The 19,074-nt window shown below is 44.5% G+C and carries 19 protein-coding genes and 1 tRNA gene; 19 read left to right on the forward strand and 1 reads right to left on the reverse strand.

Annotation, left to right across the window (positions count from 1 at the left end; genetic code table 11):
• The first annotated feature begins 128 nt into the window (after positions 1-128).
• The 3 genes from OCV96_RS11080 to OCV96_RS11090 all read left to right on the forward strand — a co-directional run bounded on the left by OCV96_RS11080 (position 129) and on the right by OCV96_RS11090 (position 3,988).
• Entirely contained in the window at positions 129-1,778 is a 1,650-nt protein-coding gene (locus OCV96_RS11080) for a P-loop NTPase fold protein (RefSeq protein WP_118730940.1), read from the forward strand.
• Between the two features lie 106 nt (positions 1,779-1,884).
• Entirely contained in the window at positions 1,885-3,591 is a 1,707-nt protein-coding gene (locus OCV96_RS11085) for a methyl-accepting chemotaxis protein (protein ID WP_262594532.1), read from the forward strand.
• A 166-nt stretch (positions 3,592-3,757) separates the two neighbouring features.
• Complete coding sequence (locus tag OCV96_RS11090; protein ID WP_022313259.1) at positions 3,758-3,988, forward strand: helix-turn-helix domain-containing protein; 231 nt, start codon at positions 3,758-3,760, stop codon at positions 3,986-3,988.
• 102 nt (positions 3,989-4,090) lie between these two features.
• On the opposite strand, the gene OCV96_RS11095 is transcribed toward OCV96_RS11090, so the two are convergent.
• Positions 4,091-4,163 (reverse strand) — tRNA-Thr (locus OCV96_RS11095).
• A 265-nt stretch (positions 4,164-4,428) separates the two neighbouring features.
• Between OCV96_RS11095 and OCV96_RS11100 the strand changes: the two genes are divergently transcribed.
• From OCV96_RS11100 to fsa, 16 genes are all read left to right on the forward strand, one after another.
• A complete protein-coding gene (locus tag OCV96_RS11100) occupies positions 4,429-4,986 on the forward strand; it encodes an RNA polymerase sigma factor (RefSeq protein WP_022312287.1) in 558 nt (185 codons plus the stop codon).
• 59 nt (positions 4,987-5,045) lie between these two features.
• Positions 5,046-5,999 carry a hypothetical protein gene (locus OCV96_RS11105; RefSeq protein ID WP_262594534.1) on the forward strand — a complete coding sequence of 318 codons (954 nt, stop codon included), beginning with the start codon at positions 5,046-5,048 and terminating at the stop codon, positions 5,997-5,999.
• 226 nt (positions 6,000-6,225) lie between these two features.
• The gene (locus OCV96_RS11110; protein ID WP_418632010.1) at positions 6,226-7,548 is read left to right on the forward strand and encodes a helix-turn-helix domain-containing protein; all 1,323 of its coding nucleotides are present in this window, start codon (positions 6,226-6,228) and stop codon (positions 7,546-7,548) included.
• Between the two features lie 278 nt (positions 7,549-7,826).
• The gene (locus OCV96_RS11115) at positions 7,827-8,423 is read left to right on the forward strand and encodes a hypothetical protein (protein ID WP_262594536.1); all 597 of its coding nucleotides are present in this window, start codon (positions 7,827-7,829) and stop codon (positions 8,421-8,423) included.
• A gap of 349 nt (positions 8,424-8,772) precedes the next feature.
• Positions 8,773-8,997 (forward strand): KTSC domain-containing protein, encoded by a 225-nt coding sequence (locus OCV96_RS11120; RefSeq protein ID WP_022312183.1) that lies wholly within the window; start codon positions 8,773-8,775, stop codon positions 8,995-8,997.
• A 214-nt stretch (positions 8,998-9,211) separates the two neighbouring features.
• Entirely contained in the window at positions 9,212-10,168 is a 957-nt protein-coding gene (locus tag OCV96_RS11125) for a polysaccharide deacetylase family protein (protein WP_262594538.1), read from the forward strand.
• A 98-nt stretch (positions 10,169-10,266) separates the two neighbouring features.
• The gene (locus OCV96_RS11130) at positions 10,267-11,166 is read left to right on the forward strand and encodes a polymer-forming cytoskeletal protein (RefSeq protein ID WP_117467297.1); all 900 of its coding nucleotides are present in this window, start codon (positions 10,267-10,269) and stop codon (positions 11,164-11,166) included.
• Between the two features lie 13 nt (positions 11,167-11,179).
• Positions 11,180-11,875: a UMP kinase gene (gene pyrH / locus OCV96_RS11135; RefSeq protein ID WP_117467295.1), complete on the forward strand. Its 696-nt coding sequence runs from the start codon at positions 11,180-11,182 to the stop codon at positions 11,873-11,875.
• A gap of 50 nt (positions 11,876-11,925) precedes the next feature.
• The gene (gene frr, locus OCV96_RS11140) at positions 11,926-12,477 is read left to right on the forward strand and encodes a ribosome recycling factor (protein ID WP_022312179.1); all 552 of its coding nucleotides are present in this window, start codon (positions 11,926-11,928) and stop codon (positions 12,475-12,477) included.
• A 14-nt stretch (positions 12,478-12,491) separates the two neighbouring features.
• Entirely contained in the window at positions 12,492-13,211 is a 720-nt protein-coding gene (gene uppS / locus OCV96_RS11145; protein WP_022312178.1) for an undecaprenyl pyrophosphate synthase, read from the forward strand.
• 3 nt (positions 13,212-13,214) lie between these two features.
• Positions 13,215-14,042, forward strand: a complete 828-nt coding sequence (locus OCV96_RS11150) for a phosphatidate cytidylyltransferase (protein WP_227064508.1) — start codon at positions 13,215-13,217, stop codon at positions 14,040-14,042.
• A gap of 32 nt (positions 14,043-14,074) precedes the next feature.
• On the forward strand, positions 14,075-15,229 hold the full coding sequence (locus OCV96_RS11155) for a 1-deoxy-D-xylulose-5-phosphate reductoisomerase (protein ID WP_022312174.1): 1,155 nt from the start codon (positions 14,075-14,077) through the stop codon (positions 15,227-15,229).
• On the forward strand, positions 15,230-16,285 hold the full coding sequence (rseP, locus tag OCV96_RS11160) for an RIP metalloprotease RseP (RefSeq protein WP_022312175.1): 1,056 nt from the start codon (positions 15,230-15,232) through the stop codon (positions 16,283-16,285).
• 197 nt (positions 16,286-16,482) lie between these two features.
• Complete coding sequence (locus OCV96_RS11165) at positions 16,483-17,112, forward strand: hypothetical protein (protein ID WP_227064509.1); 630 nt, start codon at positions 16,483-16,485, stop codon at positions 17,110-17,112.
• Positions 17,097-17,963: a serine/threonine protein kinase gene (locus OCV96_RS11170; RefSeq protein ID WP_227064510.1), complete on the forward strand. Its 867-nt coding sequence runs from the start codon at positions 17,097-17,099 to the stop codon at positions 17,961-17,963. The genes OCV96_RS11165 and OCV96_RS11170 overlap by 16 nt, the downstream gene beginning before the upstream one ends.
• A gap of 149 nt (positions 17,964-18,112) precedes the next feature.
• Positions 18,113-18,766: a fructose-6-phosphate aldolase gene (gene fsa / locus OCV96_RS11175; protein WP_022312177.1), complete on the forward strand. Its 654-nt coding sequence runs from the start codon at positions 18,113-18,115 to the stop codon at positions 18,764-18,766.
• The last annotated feature ends 308 nt before the right edge of the window (positions 18,767-19,074 follow it).

Genomic DNA, 19,074 nt, shown 5'->3' on the forward strand with positions numbered 1-19,074 from the left:
TTTATAAGACAATCCGTTTGCAAACCGGAACTCACCAACAATTACACAACGCAGAACGACAGATAACCGGAGAAACTTATGTAAAAAGATTGTCCGGTTATTATGAATTTGTGTACAGAGAGGAAAAAATGAGAGCAGATAAAATAAAAACTATAATTGGCAATATCAATGACTTACCTTATAAGACCATCTTGTTTGATGGAACCTGGGGTGTCGGGAAGTCTTATGCGGTAAATGAGGCGTTGGCAGGAAATCCGGACGTTTGTAAAATATCAATGTTCGGAATGACAGATGCGAGACAAATATATCATGAAGTATTGTTTCAACTGGCATTGAAGAATAATGTCGGCGGGAAGATTGGTGAAATAGCTAATAATATCATAGAAGGCGCAGCAAAGGTCTGGGATAAAGTCGGACAGGCCCGGGATGTGGTACAAAATATAGCAAACGAAAGAGAACTATTTTTATTATTGTCCAAAGAATTTACATTCCTTCACATTGTGGTCATAGACGATCTGGAAAGAATGAACAGTAATATGAATTTGGAAGAGATATTTGGAATCATAGAGGAACTGAAACAATGTAATTATGTGAAAGTTATACTCGTTGCGAATACCGCAGAAATGTCAAAAGATAAAAAAGAGATATTTGACAAATACAGTGAAAAGGTAATTGAACGAACATATGCTATTACGGAACGGGCAGAGAGTGTCGAGTGGAGTAAATTGCATATCCATGCTCAATTTATTGAAAAATTTCTAAACCTTCATAAAGTGGAAAACTTGCGGACACTTGAAAAGGCGCAGCGATTTTATGATGATGTAATATTATTTTGCGAAGACTGCAATAAAGATGAATTTTTGGAGGAACTGAGACTGATATGTTATGCCATCGTCGTTGAAAGTACACACAATCTGTATTATAAGGAGGATGATCCCAACAATACGGATTCGGTGAAAAAGATGGTGAGCAGTATTGAAAATACGTTGGAGCATAGAATAGGGAAATATCTTTATGGTACAAAGAGCAGTAATAATTTGACCGGAATGCTGTTGAGATACTATCAGGAGGGGACGCTTGATAAAGAACAATTAGAAGCCGAGTATCGACTGTTTCTTAAATCGGGAGATAAACCCAATTATTATAAGACAGATGCAGAGATAAAAGTAATGCTGCCGGATTTAAAAAAGGGATTGCTTCAGGCAAAAAACATTGTGGAATTAAACGAATTTGCAGATTCCTATATGGTATGGAGTGATATTCTGGAGGAAGATAATGAGGATGTTTTAACCATATATAAAAACGGGTTAAACAAAATGCTAAAACAGGCAGTCAGAGATGGAAAAGAAGAAATTTTAACGCACTCTTATGATTTATTCCATATGTCTTCAGACAAGGTGAAAATAATATACATGGAAGAAAATGAAAACATGAAAGAATTTTTGATTGAGACATATGTAGAACATTTGAGGATCACAACCCACGGGGAAAAAGCGTACCAATTTTCATATAAACTCAGAAATTATTTTAGCAACAGTTATTACCATGAGATCATAATGACAAAAGTGGATCAGCTGTATAATAAGACGTCTTTTCCTGTGGGGGACGTAGATCAGAATAGATATCATACCTGTTATAATATCATGTATTTACTGTACCATGCAGATAAGGAGAAATTTTTGAACTATTGTACTGACATAAAAAAAGATTGTGATAAGATGTCAAGACATAGGATAGAGGTTTTGTCGGAAGAGATAATGAAAGACCAGAAAACATGAGAAAAGTGATTCCTTCGTACAGTTGAAGAGGAAAACAGAAAGTGCTACAATTTACATGAAAATGCAAATTATGGCATTTTTTATAAATAACAAGGGGGACCGATATATGGCAACACAAAAGCAACAGGGTATTAAGAAGCGATTGACAAAGGGATTCACAAAAGTGGCGGTAATTGGAGCGGTAGCTGCAATCATTGGAATCGGAGCGCTTCTGATTGCTGCGGCGCAGTATGAAAAAGCACTGAATCGGTATGGTTTTACACAGGGGGATATCGGTAAGGCGATGACCGCTTTTTCGGAGAGTAGAAGTGCATTGCGCGCAGTGGTCGGGTATGATGATGAAGCTGTGATCGAAAAGCAGACAGCTCTGCATGACCAGAAGAAAGAGGCATTCGAAACTTATATGGATGAATTGAGCAGAACACTCAAATTCTCCGAGGGAAGAGAAGCTTACAATGCGGTCTTGACGGAACTTGACGGCTATTGGGAGCTGGATGCACGAATCTTGGAATTGGCAACTTCGGATGATGCGGATGGTTATCTGGAAGCGCAGGAACTGGATACGACAGATTTGACGGCTCAATATGAACAGATTTATGCAGAATTCGTTGAACTGATGAACCTGTGCGTGCAGAAAGGTGACCGTGCGGAAGCGGATCTGCGGGCAATGGAACGGAATATGCTGTTGGTGATCCTGGCAATCGTTGTGGTTTCTTTCTGGAGTTCGGTGATCCTGGGACGAAAAATGGCGCAAGACATAGAAAAGCCCATGATAGCATTGGCAGATCGTCTGCAGACCTTCGCACAGGGAGATTTAAGCAGCGCATTTCCGGAGTGTGCAACGGAAGATGAGATTTCTTATATGATACAGGTGGCAAAGGGGATGGCATCGGATCTGGATATGATCATTACGGATGCCGGAGAACTTCTGGGACAGATGGCAGAGGGAAATTATGCTATCGGCACTAAGATTGAGGATAAATATGTAGGACAGTTTGTGGCATTGAAGGATGCCATGCGTAAAATGAACCGTCAGATGAACGGTACGCTGCAGCAAGTAGAAGAAGCTGCAAAACAGGTATCAGCCGGCGCTGAGAATCTGGCAGAATCTGCCCAGTCCCTTGCGGAGGGAGCTACCGATCAGGCAGGTTCGGTGGAGGAACTGACAGCAACAATTACAAATATCGCGGATGCAGTGAACCGTACGGCGGGTGAATTGCAGAAGACCACCCGGAAGGCGGAAAATTATGCACAGCAGGCGGATGCCGGACATGCACAGATGAAATCTCTTATGGAAGAGATGGATCGAATCAACGATACGTCCAAAAAGATTCAGAATATTATTGCAGAAATCGAAGACATTGCCAGTCAGACCAACCTGCTGTCATTGAATGCCGCAATCGAGGCTGCCAGAGCAGGGGAAGCAGGAAGAGGCTTTGCTGTTGTGGCAGAACAGATTCGCAAACTGGCAGAACAGAGTGCACAGTCCGCAGTGGATACCAGAAGTCTGATCGAAGGCTCTCTGCAGGAAATTGAGAGGGGAAATCAGGCCGCTGAAGCGGCAGCGGAATCACTGGAGCAGATTGTGACCGGAGTTAAGGAGATCGCAGCAGATTCCAGGAGACTTAGTGAAGAATCAACAGCGCAGGCACAGGCAATGGAACAGGCAGAAGTGGGAGTGACTCAGATTTCGGAGGTCGTACAATCCAATTCCGCATCTGCGGAGGAATCTTCTGCAACCAGCGAGGAATTGTCGGCACAGGCATATTCCTTAAATGAAGTGGTAGGCAAATTTACATTACGCAGAGATTAAACTATTAGGAAGAAAATAATTGTTTATGAAATACCGATTTATCAGGCATTGGAAACGGATGCAAAATAAATCGGTATTTTTTTACCCATAACTTTCATTATGACTGAAACATTCATTCTTTCATTATCCTTTAGAATTGTAGAGGTAGGAAACAGGAGATGAGGGAATGAGTCAGAAACATTCGGAACAATATAAAATTATAGGACAGGCGATTAAAAAATATCGAAAACAACGAGGACTTACACAGGAGCAGTTGGCGGACAGAGTAAGTATTAGTATCAGCTATCTCACCAAGATCGAGGCACCGAATTGTGACCAGCCGTTTTCTTTGGAGGTAATATTTGATATTGCTGAAGTGCTGGAGATACCGGCACATGTATTATTGGAGGATTTATAATTTTGTGACAGAGATGAGATTTGCAGTAAGAAAATCTACAGCGTTTGTGAAAAACAAAAAGCGGAAACACTGTAAAATCAATGTTTCCGCTTCTTATATGAGAGCTGCTGACGGGAATCGGACCCGTGACCTCCGCACTACCAATGCGACGCTCTACCGACTGAGCCACAGCAGCATCACGTGACGGCTAACGCAATCACCGTGATTCATTCTAACAAAAGAGATACCGTTTGTCAACAACAAAAATTGCAAATTTTAACAGTATTTGTCGATGAGAAAAAATTGACACAAAATCTACGAAAAGTAAAATATAAGCAGATGTAAAACAAATTTTTACTTTATAGTAAAATCATCTATATTTAGTACGGGGATAAATGTTAAATTATAGAGTAAATATTTTAGAAAGATAAAACCTCTATATGAGGCGATGGTAGGTGCACATGCAGAAAGAAGAGACAACAGGAGACCATCAAGAATTTGATGAGATGTACCGTAGGACACAGGCGGAAATATACAAGTTTATCCGCTACAGGGTGGCAGACAAGGAACTGGCAAAGGATGTCCTGCAAGAAACGTATTATGTTGCGTATAAAAAGTGGGATATTCTCTGTGAACATTCCAATCCAATGGGATGGCTGATCAATACTGCCAAGAATAAAATACGTGAACTGAATAAGTCATTGAAGAAGATAGAATGTGAAGTCGACCTGGATGCCGACGAATATACATTCACGGAAGACGGTTACGGAAAATCAGAACTTGATCTCATAATAACGAAAGGCCTGACGGAAGAGGAGAAGAACAGATTTTACAAATATTTTCTTCACGGGTATTCAATTTCTGAGCTGGCACAACTTGAGAAAATATCCGAGAACAATATGAGTGTCAGGATCAGCAGATTGAGAAGCAAGATAGCCCAAAACATACCCGACGAGTCCGGTATCGACAAAAAATACAAAAAATCTGTAAGAATTGACAAAAAAGAATCATGTACTTAACGAGGGACCAATATTACACCAGATAAGGATATGCAGAAGGGAAAGGAATTGGAATTAAAATGAAGAAGCAGGATAACGAAAGCCTGATTCAGGAGCTTACCAAGCGGTTGGACTGGTACATTATGAAAGCATCAGATGAAGAGTTTGATGCGGATGAAGTACAGACATTAATGAAACTGCTGGACAACCTGAAAACAGAGGAAGACAATGTAGAAGATGAATTGCCTGTGGAAGAGGCATTGGATGATTTCTGGAAACATTGTGAGGAAAGGGAAGAAGAGGAGCGCCTGTTGCTTGGCACCGAAGAAGAGAAGGACAAAAGTGAACCTGTTGCAGAGAAAGAGGAGGACAAGCCCAGGGAGGGTAAGCTTCATAAAGTGCTCTGGTACTTTCACAGACGCAGATTTGTAGTGGTGACAGTAGCGCTGCTTGTCGTAATGATACTTGGCGGTTCATGGCAGGTAGTTGCCAATGCGGAGAAGCATGGAGGTTTCTTCTGGTGGATGGATAAGAACGAGGAAGGGACGACTATGATTACGGCACCGGAAGGAGTGGAGGAATTTAATAATGTTTTAACAGGGAGATATTATAGTATAGATGAGGTGCCAAAGGAGTATAGAAGATATGTAGAACAGGTATGTGATATTCAGGAATTATCAGAATACAGTTTTATTTATTCCAAAATAATTAGAAGTACACATAAAGATAATATATATGTTTTTATGAGAGGAAATAAAGACATTATTCGATTTGAAATTATAGTGTATCCACAAGAAATTTTACGTGTTCGTGAAATATATCCGGGGTATATTTTTGAAAGGGAATTTGAAGATGATGGAATAATTTTTGATGTCCTTTCTAAAAAAGAATTATCGAGACAAAATACATATTTAATGTACTTTTATTTTGGAAAGGAAAAGTATATTGTCATGAGTAATGAAGACGAAAGCAGTCTTCAAAGTATAGTAGTAGAATATAAAAATTTGATATTAGAATCAAATATAAACAAGTGAGAAAACTAGGGAATTGAGATAAGATTCCCTAGTTTTTTTATAAAAGGCTATATTTGAATCTGCTTTAGATCAATTGTGGTCAACTTTAATCAACCTTAATCAACTTTTAATCAATTTTAATCAATTTTCGTTGAATGAATTTTAAAAATCTGATTTGGGTATAGAAACCATAAGTTAGTCATGCAATGGTATACGGAATAGGTATCCTCCTGCAGAAGGAGGTCCTATGCCGAAAGAAGAAAGGAAAAAGGGGACACATTTAACTTGGGATGACAGGCATGAAATTCAGAAGGGATTGAAAGAACATCGTACCTTTAAAGAGATTGCATACATTATAGGCTGTTCACCTGATACGGTTTCCAAGGAAATACGCAGGCATCGTTATCATAAGTTGCGAAACAGGGATGGCATACTTCATGCAAGTCCCAACCGGTGTAAATACCGAAATAGCTGCAGGCGTTGGGATGTGTGTAAAAAGAAGAAGGGACATAAGTGCAGAATTCCATGCCGGGAGTGTATCAGCTGCAATAAGCTGTGTCCTGACTTTGTGGATACACCATGCCCAATAGAACACAAGGCGCCTTATGTGTGCAATAACTGCCCCAAGTCCATCAGCTGTCTGTTTGATAAGTACCTGTATAACGCTGATTATGCCCATAAGGAGTACTGTGAAACGCTTAGGAAATCCAGACAGGGAATAGACATGACCAGAGATGAACTGGCAGCATTGGACAGTCTTGTGAGCCCGCTGATCAGGAAAGGACAGCCCCTGGCACATATCCTGGCGCATCATGCAGAAGAGATTCCCTGTGGGGAACGAACGCTTTATAAGTATATCAGTGCCGGCTATCTGACCGCAAGAAATCTGGATATGCGGAGAACGGTAAGATATCGAAAAAGAGTGAGAAGCGTTCCAACTCCAAAAATCAGCTATCGTAAAAAAGAAGGACATCATTATTCAGACTATCTTGACTTTATTGCGAAAAACGAAGGCATACGAGTGGTACAGATGGACACAGTGGAAGGAAATAAAGGCGGAAAATTACTTCATACGCTGTTATGGCCGGAAAACAATCTGATGCTGGCATTTCTGATTGAAACCAAAGAAATGAAGAATACCGTAGCTACTTTTGACTGGTTGGAAGAGACGTTGGGAAGTGAAATGTTTCGGGAACTGTTTCCTGTAATACTGACAGATAATGGATGTGAGTTTGCAGATCCGGAGTTGTTTGAAAAAGGACATGACGGGAAGAAGCGTACCAGAGTGTTTTATTGTGAATCGAGACATTCTGAGCAAAAGGGAGAACTGGAAAAGAATCATGAGTACATAAGATATGTACTGCCAAAGGGAAGTTCGTTTGATGGATTGAACCAGGAGCAGGTGTTACGTATGGTAAATCACATCAATAATACAACAAGGCCTAAACTTCATGGTTCGACACCCATGAAGAAGGCCCTGAAGTCATTTGACAAAAATGCAATGGAAAAGCTTGGACTGGAGATCATCCCACCCGATGAAATCTGTCTGAAGCCTGAACTATTGAAATAAATAAAACAGGCAGGAGGATACAGAAAAGAATAAACAGTTGATGGCAACCAGAAGTTACTCGTGCAAAAGACTTTTGGAGGCTTCCTTTAGTGTACCCTAAAATCCATTCATTTTTAATTATTATAGGTCAGAAAGGGATGAAAAACAACCTGAAAATGGAGAGAAACAGGGCAAAGCAGAAGTTAGTCGTGCAATTCTTTTTCTGAAGCGTGGCAGTAGAAGTTACTAATGCAATCAACTTTAATCAATTTTTTGAAAAAATATTGTAAGAACTTTGAATGATTTGTCATGAAGTATATAGAGGGACAGAAAGTGCAGGCCGTACCCTTAAAAGTGTAGCAGCTTTTTACGAAGGAAAGGAGAAAATTGTATTGAGGAAAACTAGGAAAAAGTGGAGTACAAAAATAATAGCTGCATTGATGATAATGATTTTTGCTATGCCTACATCGGAGATGAAAGTACAAGCGGAAGAAATGATAAGTACTGAAGCGGTAGAGGTGCCGACAAATGTATCTGTTACAACTGCGGATTATAATTCTGCGGTACGTCCTATAACGACAATGACAGATTGTGAGATTGTTTTAGCATTTACTTTGAATGGATTGGAAATGACTTTTTCAACATCATCATTTAAAGAATCATCTGTTATTGGGGTAAAGGATATTAAAGTTCAACAGAAAATGTGGTATGGATGGAAGACAGTGATGACTTCTGATGGAGCAGAAAATTATAATGAAGATATTTTTATGGGAGAACTTACATACCCCGATGCCGTTAATGGAAAAACCTACCGTGTCACATGTGTCCATTACGCCAACTACGACGTTTATGAAGAAGTAGAAAACGACACCGGTGCCTTCAAATTCGTACTATAACAATTAGAACTACCAGGTAACAAACAACACACAATAAACCCTTGCTACACTTACGAAAAAACTTAATAATGTATGAACTGCAGAAATACAAAGTACATATTACTTGCAGCAGGAACCACTGGGGGTTGGGATACAACAATGTATTCAGAAAGTATGCTAAAACCTGCATAAGGGAAAACGAAGGGAAAAATAAAATATACTGCAATTGTCACAGTGGGTGGGACAAAAATCTTCACGTGAAAGTATAAGGGGAAATCTTTCAGGAAAAAGATACAGCTGAACGCCTTACAGCTAATGGACATTTATGTCAGGGGTGACAATAAGCAGAATGAGAAAGAGAGAACAAAAGATGAAGCGAATAATGTGGGCAAATCCCATGATCAAGTCTGCCGGGTACGATGCCCAGCAGCAAATGTTGGAAATCGAATTTGCAAACAACGGACAGATCTGGCAGTTTGATAATGTACCGGAGGATATCTGGTATCGCTTTCGGAGTCACCATCTTCCGGAACTCTTTTTCCATAATTTCATTATGGGACATTATCCGGAACGAAGAATGCAGGAAATTGGGTAGGGAACCCAGGCATACGGGGAATACAAACAGGGGAATGAAATTATAACGCAGGAAGCCGCAGAGATAGCAATATCTCCTGCGGCTTCCTGCGTTACAAAATAACATTTTACATAAATCTCTTTCCCAAAAAAGTGGAATATGCTATACTGTTACAGAAGTCTTGTCTGATGGAGGCTGAGATTTTCGAAATAGGAAGAGAGACGTTAACAGATTCATGGCAAAAGAACTGCAACAGACATTGCCGGAAGCCCGGCGAAAAAGAGTGCAGCGGTTGAAGAAGATGATCATAGGTATCGTGGCGGCGGGAATCGTGATTCCGCTCCTGTGCTGTGTGTATCTGATCTGCAGGCTGCATACGATTGACGGAACTTTGAAGACACTGGAGCAGAGACTGGATGAACTGGATATCCGGAATCAGGAGTTACAGACGCTGCTGCAGCAGTTGCAGGAGCAGAAGAGTACACCGGTACAGACACCTCAGATACAGGAGGACAGTTCCGGCGCAGAAGCTTCAGAGCCGGTGGCGGAGGAAAGTTCCGGGCAGGAAGAAATTCACAAGGTGTATCTGACGTTCGACGATGGCCCCAGTATTTATACGAATGACATCCTGGATATTTTAGACAGCTACAATGTCAAAGCCACATTTTTTGTGGTGGGAAAAGAAGGAACCAATGCAGAAGAGGCGCTGCAAAGGATCGTTGACGAAGGACATACGCTGGGAATGCATTCATACAGTCATAAATATAAGGAATTGTACGAATCAATGGACAGTTTTACACAGGATTTTGCCCGGATCAGGGACTCCATCTATCAGGCCACCGGAGTGGAGAGTGTCTGTTACCGGTTCCCGGGTGGAAGCTCCAATACGATCAGCGAGATCGATATGCATGATTTTATCGATTATCTGGACAGTCAGGGAGTGGAATACTACGACTGGAATGTGTCCTCCGGAGACGGCGGAAGCATGAAGTTATCCACGGATACATTACTGGAAAACTGTACCAAGGATATCGATACCAGAGACACGTCTATCATACTGTTGCATGATTCCGCGGAGAAGCCGACTACAGTGGAAGCTTTGCCGGATATCATAGAGAATATTCTGGCCCGGCCGGATACAGTGATCCTGCCGATTACGGAAAATACCAGGCCGATTCATCATATAGAGTAGGAATACCTGTAAGAAGAGAATGCCTGTTGCGGTTTTGATCGTTCGCAGAACGCAAAAACCGCTGATAAATAACAAGAAACAAATGGAGGTACATAATCATGGGATTTTTCTCAGACTTGAAGGAAGATCTGTCCCAGGCGGTCAATGAACTGATGCCGGAGGAAGAGCTGGATCAGGCAGCCGTGGAAGAGACGAAGGAGCAGCCGGTGGAAAATACGCAGGAGACAACGGAAGAGACTCCGATGGAGCCGCAGGCGGAAGAGACACCAAATGACAATGCAGCATTGGAAGAAATGTTGAAGAACCTGGATTCTATTGAAATTCCCCAGGAAAAAGAAGAACAGCCGGAAGAGGAAACAACGGCAGAAGAATCCCGGATAGAGGAAGCTCCCATAGGAGAGGCCGTACCGGAACTGGATCTGGACAGTATACTTCAGAACGATATGACTGTGGACAGTGTTCTGAAGCAGGAGAATACAGAGAATAGCAAAGGAGCAGAGAAGAGAATGGACGCAAAAATCGCATCAGATGAAACAGCAGTTATCACCGCAGGTATGGTTATCACCGGAGATGTAAGTTCTGAAGGATCTATGGATCTGGTAGGTACGATCAACGGAAATATTGATATTCTGGGCAAACTGAATATTACCGGATATATCAATGGAAATTCCAAGGCTGCCGAGATCTTTGCAGAGGGAGCCAAGATCAACGGTGAGATCGTCAGCGAAGGTTCTGTAAAAATCGGTGCAAGTTCTGTAGTCATCGGCAACATCACTGCCATCAGCGCAGCTATTGCAGGTGCGGTAAAGGGCGATATTGATGTACAGGGACCTGTAGTGCTGGATTCTTCCGCCATCGTAATGGGCAACATCAAGTCCAAGTCCGTACAGATCAACAACGGTGCCGTAATCGAAGGTATGTGCTCTCAGTGCTATGCGGATGTCAGCCCGACTTCCTTCTTCGATGATTACAAGCCCGAGAAAAAGAAAGTAAAATAAGGAGCATATGACCATGAAGAGAATATTACTGAAGCTTAGTGGAGAAGCACTGGCAGGAGAGAAGAAGACCGGTTTTGACGAGGAGACCGTCAGAAAGGTAGCATTACAGGTAAAGGAACTGGTAGATGACGGTATTCAGGTAGGTATCGTTATCGGTGGTGGCAATTTCTGGAGAGGACGTTCCAGTGAGAACATTGACCGTACCAAGGCAGACCAGATCGGAATGCTGGCTACGATCATGAACTGTATTTATGTCTCCGAGATTTTCCGTTCCGTAGGCATGATGACCAATATCCTGACACCTTTTGAGTGCGGATCCTTTACCAAGCTGTTTTCCAAGGACAGAGCAAATAAATATTTTGCCAAAGGTATGGTAGTGTTCTTCGCAGGTGGTACGGGACACCCTTATTTCTCCACCGATACCGGCGTTGTTCTTCGTGCCATTGAGGTAGAGGCAGATGTCATTCTGCTGGCTAAGGCAATCGACGGTGTCTACAATGCAGATCCCGCCAAAGATCCTACAGCGAAGAAATATGATGAAGTATCTATTGATGAAGTAATTGCCAAGAATCTTCAGGTAGTGGATATGACCGCTTCCATTCTGGCCAGAGACAACAAGATGCCCATGTGGGTATTCGGCCTGAATGAAGAGAACAGCATTGTGAATACCTTGAAGGGCAAGTTCAACGGAACCAAGGTAACCGTATAATTTCAGAAAATAAAAATGGAAAGGCGCAGAGCGCAGAAGAGAGGAAAACAATGGACGCAAGAGTACAGGTATATAGTGACAAGATGCAGAAGGCTTATGAGTTTCTGGAGGCAGATTTTGCTGCTATCCGTGCGGGACGTGCGAACCCTCATGTATTAGACAAACTGAGAGTTGACTACTATGGAACGCCTACCCCTATTCAGCAGGTGGGTAATGTAACCGTTCCCGAGGCACGTATCATCCAGATCGCTCCCTGGGAGAAGTCTCTGATCAAAGAGATCGAGAAAGCAATCATGACTTCCGATATCGGTATCAACCCTTCCAACGACGGCAGTGTGATCCGCCTGGTATTCCCGGAGCTTACCGAGGAACGCAGAAAAGATCTGGTAAAAGAAGTAAAGAAGAAGGGTGAGGAAGGCAAAGTAGCTATCCGTAATATCAGAAGAGACGGCAACGATGCCTTCAAGAAGCTGGCAAAGACAGAAGTATCCGAAGATGAGATCAAGGGTCTGGAAGATGATCTGCAGAAGCTTACCGACAAGTATGTAAAGGATATTGATGCTCTGATCGACAGCAAGTCCAAGGAAATCATGACGGTTTAAGAAGGTTTAAAACTATGGAAGAGAATCTGAAAATTCCGAATCATGTAGCAATTATTCTGGACGGCAACGGCCGTTGGGCCAAAGCAAAAGGAATGCCCCGCAATTACGGGCATATGCAGGGAGCCAAGACGGTGGAAGTGATCTGTGAAGAGGCGTACCGTATGGGAATCCAGTATCTGACAGTATATGCTTTTTCTACAGAGAACTGGAACCGCCCGCAGGATGAAGTGGACGCGCTGATGAAGCTGCTCCGCAATTATATGAAGACCTGTCTGAAGACAGCGGAGAAGAACCGTATGTGTGTCAGAGTCCTGGGTGACAAGACCAGACTGGATGAGGATATCCGGACGCGGATCGCGGAACTGGAAGAGGCCACAAAGAACAACGATGGCCTGCATTTCCAGATTGCCATTAATTACGGAGGCAGGGATGAGATCGTCCGTGCAGTGAAAAAACTGTCCGCAAAAGTACAGAGTGGAGAAGTGGATCCTGCAGGGATCACGGCAGATACTCTGGAAGGATACCTGGATACTGCTGGAATTCCGGATCCGGATCTGCTGATCCGAACCTGCAATGAACAGAGGATTTCCAATTTCCTGTTGTGGCAGCTGGCATATACGGAGTTTTATTTTACCCCGGTTCCCTGGCCGGATTTTACAAAAGAAGAATTGATCAAGGCTGTGGAAGCATATAATCATAGAGACAGAAGATATGGCGGCCTGAAGGAGGAATAGCTTATGTTTTGGACCCGTTTGCTCAGTGGCATCGTATTGCTTGCCATTGCACTGGCTACGTTCAGCTTCGGCAATGTGTTTCTGGCAGTGCCGTTGTGGCTTATTTCTCTGATTGCATACAGAGAGCTTACCAAGGCATTAAAATGTGCAACGGATGAGAAAAAATTTAATGCACTGGAATGGATCGGTTTTGTGGGAGTGACGGCATATTATGCAACACTGTTTTTCACCAGAGACCATACATTACTGCTGATGTGTATTGTAGCACTGTTCATGGCGGAAATGTTCTGTTATGTGGCAGCCTTTCCGAAATATCAGGCAAGTCAGGTCATGGCAGCAGTGTTCTCTTTCCTGTATGCACCGGTGCTGTTGTCCTTTGCCTATCTGACCCGCGAGTGCGAGAACGGAATTTATCTGGTATGGCTGATCCTGATCAGTTCATGGGGATGCGATACCTGTGCCTATGTCGTAGGCAAACTGATCGGAAAGAAGCATATTTTCCCGGAATTAAGCCCGCATAAGTCTCTCGAGGGATGTATCGGCGGTGTCGCCGGAGCAGCCCTGATCGGTGGTTTGTATGCACATTTCTTTGTGGAAGCGGCATTCCCTGATCAGATCATCACCTGGACAATCGCATTCATCTGTGCGGCGGGCGCGGTGATGAGTATGGTCGGTGACTTGGCGGCATCTGCCATCAAGAGGAACCATAACATCAAGGATTATGGCAAACTGATCCCCGGACATGGTGGGATCATGGACCGGTTTGACAGCATGACGGTGACAGCACCGATGACGTATTTTCTTGCCATTCTGATGATTGGACTGCGTTAGTCCCAAAGGTAAGATACAAGGAGCATAGCACTATGAAAAAAATAGCAATTCTGGGGTCTACCGGCTCCATCGGAACCCAGACTCTGGAAGTCGTTCGCAATAATCCGGAATTGCAGGTGGCAGCACTGGCTGCCGGAAAAAGCGTAGAACAGATGGAACAGCAGATCAGAGAATTCCATCCTCTGATCGCAGGCATGTGGAGTGAGGAAGCGGCAGCAGACCTTCGGAGCCGTGTGGCGGATTTACCTGTGAAAGTCGTCAGTGGCATGGATGGTCTGTTGGAGATCGCAACAATGCCGCAGTCCCAGGTATTAGTGACGGCGATTGTGGGAATGATTGGTATCAGACCGACGATCGCGGCCATTGAAGCAGGGAAAGATATTGCCCTGGCTAACAAGGAGACGCTGGTAACGGCAGGTCATATCATTATGCCGTTAGCGGCGAAAATGGGTGTGAAGATTCTGCCGGTGGACAGTGAACATAGCGCGATTTTCCAGTCACTGAACGGAGAACCGGCCGGAAGGATTGAGAAGATTCTGCTTACAGCATCTGGTGGTCCGTTCCGCGGCAGGACCAGAGAGCAGTTGCAAAATATTCAGGTGGAGGATGCTTTGAAGCATCCCAACTGGTCCATGGGACGGAAGATCACCATTGATTCTTCCACTCTGGTGAACAAAGGCCTGGAAGTCATGGAAGTAAAGTGGCTGTTCGGTGTGGATCTGGACCAGATCCAGGTCATTGTGCATCCCCAGAGCATTATCCATTCCGCAGTACAGTATGTGGACGGAGCGGTGATCGCACAGTTGGGAACTCCGGATATGAAACTGCCGATCCAGTATGCGCTGTTTTATCCGGATCGGCGTCCAATGCCGGGGAAACGTCTGGACTTCTATGAACTGGCACAGATCACATTTGAAAAGCCGGATATGGAGACATTCTTTGGCCTGAAGCTGGCTTATGATGCACAGCGCATCGGCGGCAGTATGCCTACGGTGTATAATGCAGCCAACGAGAAAGCAGTAGGACTGTTCTTAGACCGTAAGATCGCTTATCTTCAGATCCCGGAGCTGATCCGTGAGGCCATGGAGCAGCATAAGGTGATCGAGAATCCGAATGTGGAGGAGATTCTGGAGACAGAGGCATCTGTCTATGATTTTATTGAAAAAGTGTATTCTGAGAGGCAATAAATGGTTACTTTGATCTTGTTTGTATTGATCTTTGGGGTGGTGGTAATCTCACATGAATTCGGACATTTTCTGCTGGCGAAGGCCAATGGAATTCATGTGATAGAATTTTCCGTGGGTATGGGCCCGAATCTGTTTTCTTTCCAGAAAGGAGACACGAAATATTCCCTGAAGCTTCTTCCCATCGGCGGAGCCTGTATGTTTGAGGGGGAAGACGGTCTGAATGAGAAGGAGGACGGTGAAGATCACAGCGGATCTTTCCTGAACGCCAATGTGTGGGCGAGGATTTCCACCGTGTTGGCAGGACCGATATTTAACTTTATTCTGGGCTTTATCATTGCCTTTATTATGGTGAATCTGATTGTGATCCGTGATCCGGTAGCCACGGAGATCGTGGATGGCGGCGCCGCACAGGAAGCGGGACTGGAGGCCGGAGACAGGATACTTTCCTTAAATGGCAGTAAAATACACCTGTATGAAGAAATACAGTTATTTACTCTGACTTACCGTGGCGGAGAAGTAGCGGTGGAATATGAAAGGGATGGTGTAAAGGGAACTACAACGCTGACACCGAAGTACGATGAGAGCGAAGGCCGCTATCTGATCGGCATCAGTAATGCGGATTTCGTAGAACTGTCCGGATTGGACAGCTTCCGGTATTCCTGGTATGAGATGCGCTACTGCGTGAACATGACCTGGAAGAGTCTGGCGATGCTGGTGCAGGGGCAGGTCTCCAGGCAGGATGTGGCAGGCCCTGTAGGCATCGCGGTAAATGTTGTTGGCAAGACCTACGAAAGTACCAAGGATTACGGCTGGCAGAATGTACTGGTGAATATGTTGAACATCACCCTGATGCTTACTGTTAACTTGGGAATTCTGAATCTTCTGCCGATCCCCGCGCTGGACGGCGGCCGACTGGTATTCCTGATCTGGGAAGCCATCACACACAAGCCGGTGCCTCCCGAAAAAGAAGGCATGGTACACTTTATTGGACTGATGTTCTTCATGGTACTGATGGTGTTCCTGTTATTTAATGATCTGGTTAATATCTTTGGATAAGCCGGATAATTCAAGACGTTCAATAAGTAAGATCCGTTGACAAAGGGCATACCGCATGGTATGCTCTTTTTATATTTGTGCAGGGCACATTTCTTTGAAAAATTTCATGCCGATCGGCAAAAATTTCCTGATGTAGCAATGTAACACTGAAGTAAGAAACAGTACGGACAAAACAGAATAAAAAAGGAGGAATGCGTATGGAGCATGTGACAGCCTGTTATTGGCAAAAGGAAACACCTGCAGAGCTGTTTTTATCTTTGCAGCAACGAAAATACCGTAGGCTGGGGATTTCCGTGGTATGCGCCTGTATCTCGGACAACGGGGAACTGGTAAGAAGTCTGCAAAACAAAATGGAGGAGGAACTGGAAGGAGAGAATGTCTGGAGGCCGTTTCGGGAAGAAATATTGCAGGAGAAATGGATGGACATTATAAGGCAGCAAAAGCAGGATGACAGTTATGCGGGAATCTTATGCGTGGGGAGCAGAGTATTGTTTTTCAGTCACGGGAGAATGCGGATCTGTGGATGTTTTCAGAGATTCGGCAGGACACAATGGAGGACGATGCAGGAATCCTGCATGGCGGGAGAAGTGGAACCGGGGACGGCCATGTTGATGGCGGACAATGGGTTCCTGAATTTCTGTGAAGAGGAACTGACAGCATGTCTGCAACCGCAGATTGCAGGAAGACCGGATGCACGGGAACGCGTGGAAGGCGCTGCAAGACGGCTGAAGGAACTGGGAGAAAAGGCGGAGAGACACGGAGGAACACACATGGGAGCGGTGTGGATCCTGCCGGTTATGGGAGGAAAAGGATGGAGCAGAGAATAACAGAAAATATGGGCAGATCATTAAATGAACGTGGCTATCGGGATCCGGTATTTGTGGGCAAGGGGAGTTTCGCAAAGGTTTACCGCGTCCGGGACGAAAAAAGGGACTTTCAGGCATGTAAGATATCGAAAGTTACAGAACAGTGGGAACAGGAGTGTCGTAACAGCAGAGAGATCTGTCATCCTCTGTTTCCGGCCTACAGAGAACACTGGACAGACGGGGAATGGGGGTATCTGGTCATGGAATTCTGGGATGGCTGTGACTTGCGGAAAATGCTGGACAGGAGGGGGAGACTGTCACCGGGACAGGCGGCCCGGATAGCTTTGCAGATTACAGAGGGATTGCAATATCTGCATGAACGGCCGCATCCGTTTCTCTACCGGGATCTGAAGCCGGAAAATATCCGCATCCGCGTGGATGGCAGAGCGGGGATTCTGGATCTGGGATGTCTGTGGAACCGGGAGCAGGACTGGTCGGGAGCGGGAAACCGAAGCTTCAGCGCTCCGGAGCAGTTCGTGCCGGGGGAGATTCCCGGGGAAGAGAGTGATGTCTATGCAGTGGGCAGACTGCTGGCAGTTATGTTGGGAGATGACACAGACGGTACAGTCAGACAATCTGGGGGAATAAGGAGGCGTAATGCGGAAAAACGTTGCGGACGAAAAGAGCAAAGACAGGAAAAATGGCTTCGCAAAGTGATCGCCATGGCAACCTGTGAAGAGCGTAAGGATCGTATCCCGGAGATCAAAATGCTGCGTACTCTTTTGATGGTGACGGATGATTCCGGGAGGGAGAGGAAACGTGCATGTAGGGCAGCTGATTTTTACTATGTCCGGAAGTTGTACTGCCCATAGTTGTACGTTCCGTGCTCGAACACAATCAAGAAATTTTCAAAAAAGTGCTTGCTGTTTTGGAGAGAAATGAGTATACTGTAACTAAAGGTTCAAAGAAGCGTATGAGGACCGGAAGCAATTAAATTTACATAGCAAAAAGGAGAAGAGTTATGCGTTTTTTTATTGACACTGCAAAAGTAGAAGACATTAAGAAAGCAAATGACATGGGGGTTATTTGCGGAGTAACTACCAATCCCTCCCTGATCGCAAAAGAGGGCAGAGATTTCGTAGAAGTGATCAAAGAGATTGCATCCATCGTGGACGGACCTATCAGCGGTGAGGTAAAGGCTACTACCGTAGATGCAGAGGGTATGATCAAAGAAGGAAGAGAGATTGCAGCGATCCATCCGAATATGGTCGTTAAGATCCCTATGACTGTAGAAGGTTTAAAAGCATGTAAGGTATTAAGCTCTGAGGGAATCAAGACCAATGTGACCCTGATCTTCTCTGCGAACCAGGCTCTGTTGGCTGCCCGCGCAGGTGCTACCTATGTATCTCCTTTCCTGGGCAGACTGGATGATATCAGCACCAGAGGTGTAGATCTGATCCGTGATATCGCTGATATTTTCGCAGTGACCGATCTGGATACCCAGATCATCGCAGCAAGCGTGCGTAATCCCATCCATGTAACCGATTGTGCACTGGCAGGTGCGGATATTGCTACCGTTCCTTACTCCGTTATCGAGCAGATGGTAAAGCATCCTCTGACTGATGCCGGTATCGCCAAGTTCCAGGCAGATTATAAGGCAGTCTTTGGTGAATAGTCTGTCAATGCATAGGCGGGACGACTGCTTGCAGTCAGGAACGCCTATGCATTAGACGGACAAACAGACATGAGCAAGTAGGGCGACAGCCCGGAATGCGAATGGCTGTAGCGGTTCGAGAGTGCGAAGCACGAAGAAGCGCGTGATTCACCAAAGAAGACGCACCGTGAGCAAGTAGGGCGACAGCCCGGAATGCGAATGTCTGTAGCGGTTCGAGAGTGCGAAGCACGGAGAAGCGCGTGATTCACCAAAGAAGACGCACCGTGAGCAAGTAGGGCGACAGCCCGGAATGCGAATGTCTGTAGCGG

The sequence above is a fragment of the Waltera acetigignens genome, assembly GCF_025567015.1.
GTDB lineage: Bacteria > Bacillota > Clostridia > Lachnospirales > Lachnospiraceae > Acetatifactor > Acetatifactor acetigignens.

What these genes read in the sequence shown, in the direction of transcription:
- OCV96_RS11155 (WP_022312174.1), top strand. Translation starts at nt 14,075, where the DNA reads ATGAAAAAAATAGCAATTCTGGGGTCTACCGGCTCCATCGGAACCCAG.
- OCV96_RS11165 (WP_227064509.1), top strand. Translation starts at nt 16,483, where the DNA reads ATGGAGCATGTGACAGCCTGTTATTGGCAAAAGGAAACACCTGCAGAG.
- OCV96_RS11125 (WP_262594538.1), top strand. Translation starts at nt 9,212, where the DNA reads ATGGCAAAAGAACTGCAACAGACATTGCCGGAAGCCCGGCGAAAAAGA.
- OCV96_RS11085 (WP_262594532.1), top strand. Translation starts at nt 1,885, where the DNA reads ATGGCAACACAAAAGCAACAGGGTATTAAGAAGCGATTGACAAAGGGA.
- fsa (WP_022312177.1), top strand. Translation starts at nt 18,113, where the DNA reads ATGCGTTTTTTTATTGACACTGCAAAAGTAGAAGACATTAAGAAAGCA.
- OCV96_RS11130 (WP_117467297.1), top strand. Translation starts at nt 10,267, where the DNA reads ATGGGATTTTTCTCAGACTTGAAGGAAGATCTGTCCCAGGCGGTCAAT.
- OCV96_RS11090 (WP_022313259.1), top strand. Translation starts at nt 3,758, where the DNA reads ATGAGTCAGAAACATTCGGAACAATATAAAATTATAGGACAGGCGATT.
- OCV96_RS11115 (WP_262594536.1), top strand. Translation starts at nt 7,827, where the DNA reads ATGATTTGTCATGAAGTATATAGAGGGACAGAAAGTGCAGGCCGTACC.
- uppS (WP_022312178.1), top strand. Translation starts at nt 12,492, where the DNA reads ATGGAAGAGAATCTGAAAATTCCGAATCATGTAGCAATTATTCTGGAC.
- rseP (WP_022312175.1), top strand. Translation starts at nt 15,230, where the DNA reads ATGGTTACTTTGATCTTGTTTGTATTGATCTTTGGGGTGGTGGTAATC.
- OCV96_RS11120 (WP_022312183.1), top strand. Translation starts at nt 8,773, where the DNA reads ATGAAGCGAATAATGTGGGCAAATCCCATGATCAAGTCTGCCGGGTAC.
- OCV96_RS11110 (WP_418632010.1), top strand. Translation starts at nt 6,226, where the DNA reads ATGCCGAAAGAAGAAAGGAAAAAGGGGACACATTTAACTTGGGATGAC.
- OCV96_RS11150 (WP_227064508.1), top strand. Translation starts at nt 13,215, where the DNA reads ATGTTTTGGACCCGTTTGCTCAGTGGCATCGTATTGCTTGCCATTGCA.
- OCV96_RS11080 (WP_118730940.1), top strand. Translation starts at nt 129, where the DNA reads ATGAGAGCAGATAAAATAAAAACTATAATTGGCAATATCAATGACTTA.
- OCV96_RS11170 (WP_227064510.1), top strand. Translation starts at nt 17,097, where the DNA reads ATGGAGCAGAGAATAACAGAAAATATGGGCAGATCATTAAATGAACGT.
- OCV96_RS11100 (WP_022312287.1), top strand. Translation starts at nt 4,429, where the DNA reads ATGCAGAAAGAAGAGACAACAGGAGACCATCAAGAATTTGATGAGATG.
- frr (WP_022312179.1), top strand. Translation starts at nt 11,926, where the DNA reads ATGGACGCAAGAGTACAGGTATATAGTGACAAGATGCAGAAGGCTTAT.
- pyrH (WP_117467295.1), top strand. Translation starts at nt 11,180, where the DNA reads ATGAAGAGAATATTACTGAAGCTTAGTGGAGAAGCACTGGCAGGAGAG.
- OCV96_RS11105 (WP_262594534.1), top strand. Translation starts at nt 5,046, where the DNA reads ATGAAGAAGCAGGATAACGAAAGCCTGATTCAGGAGCTTACCAAGCGG.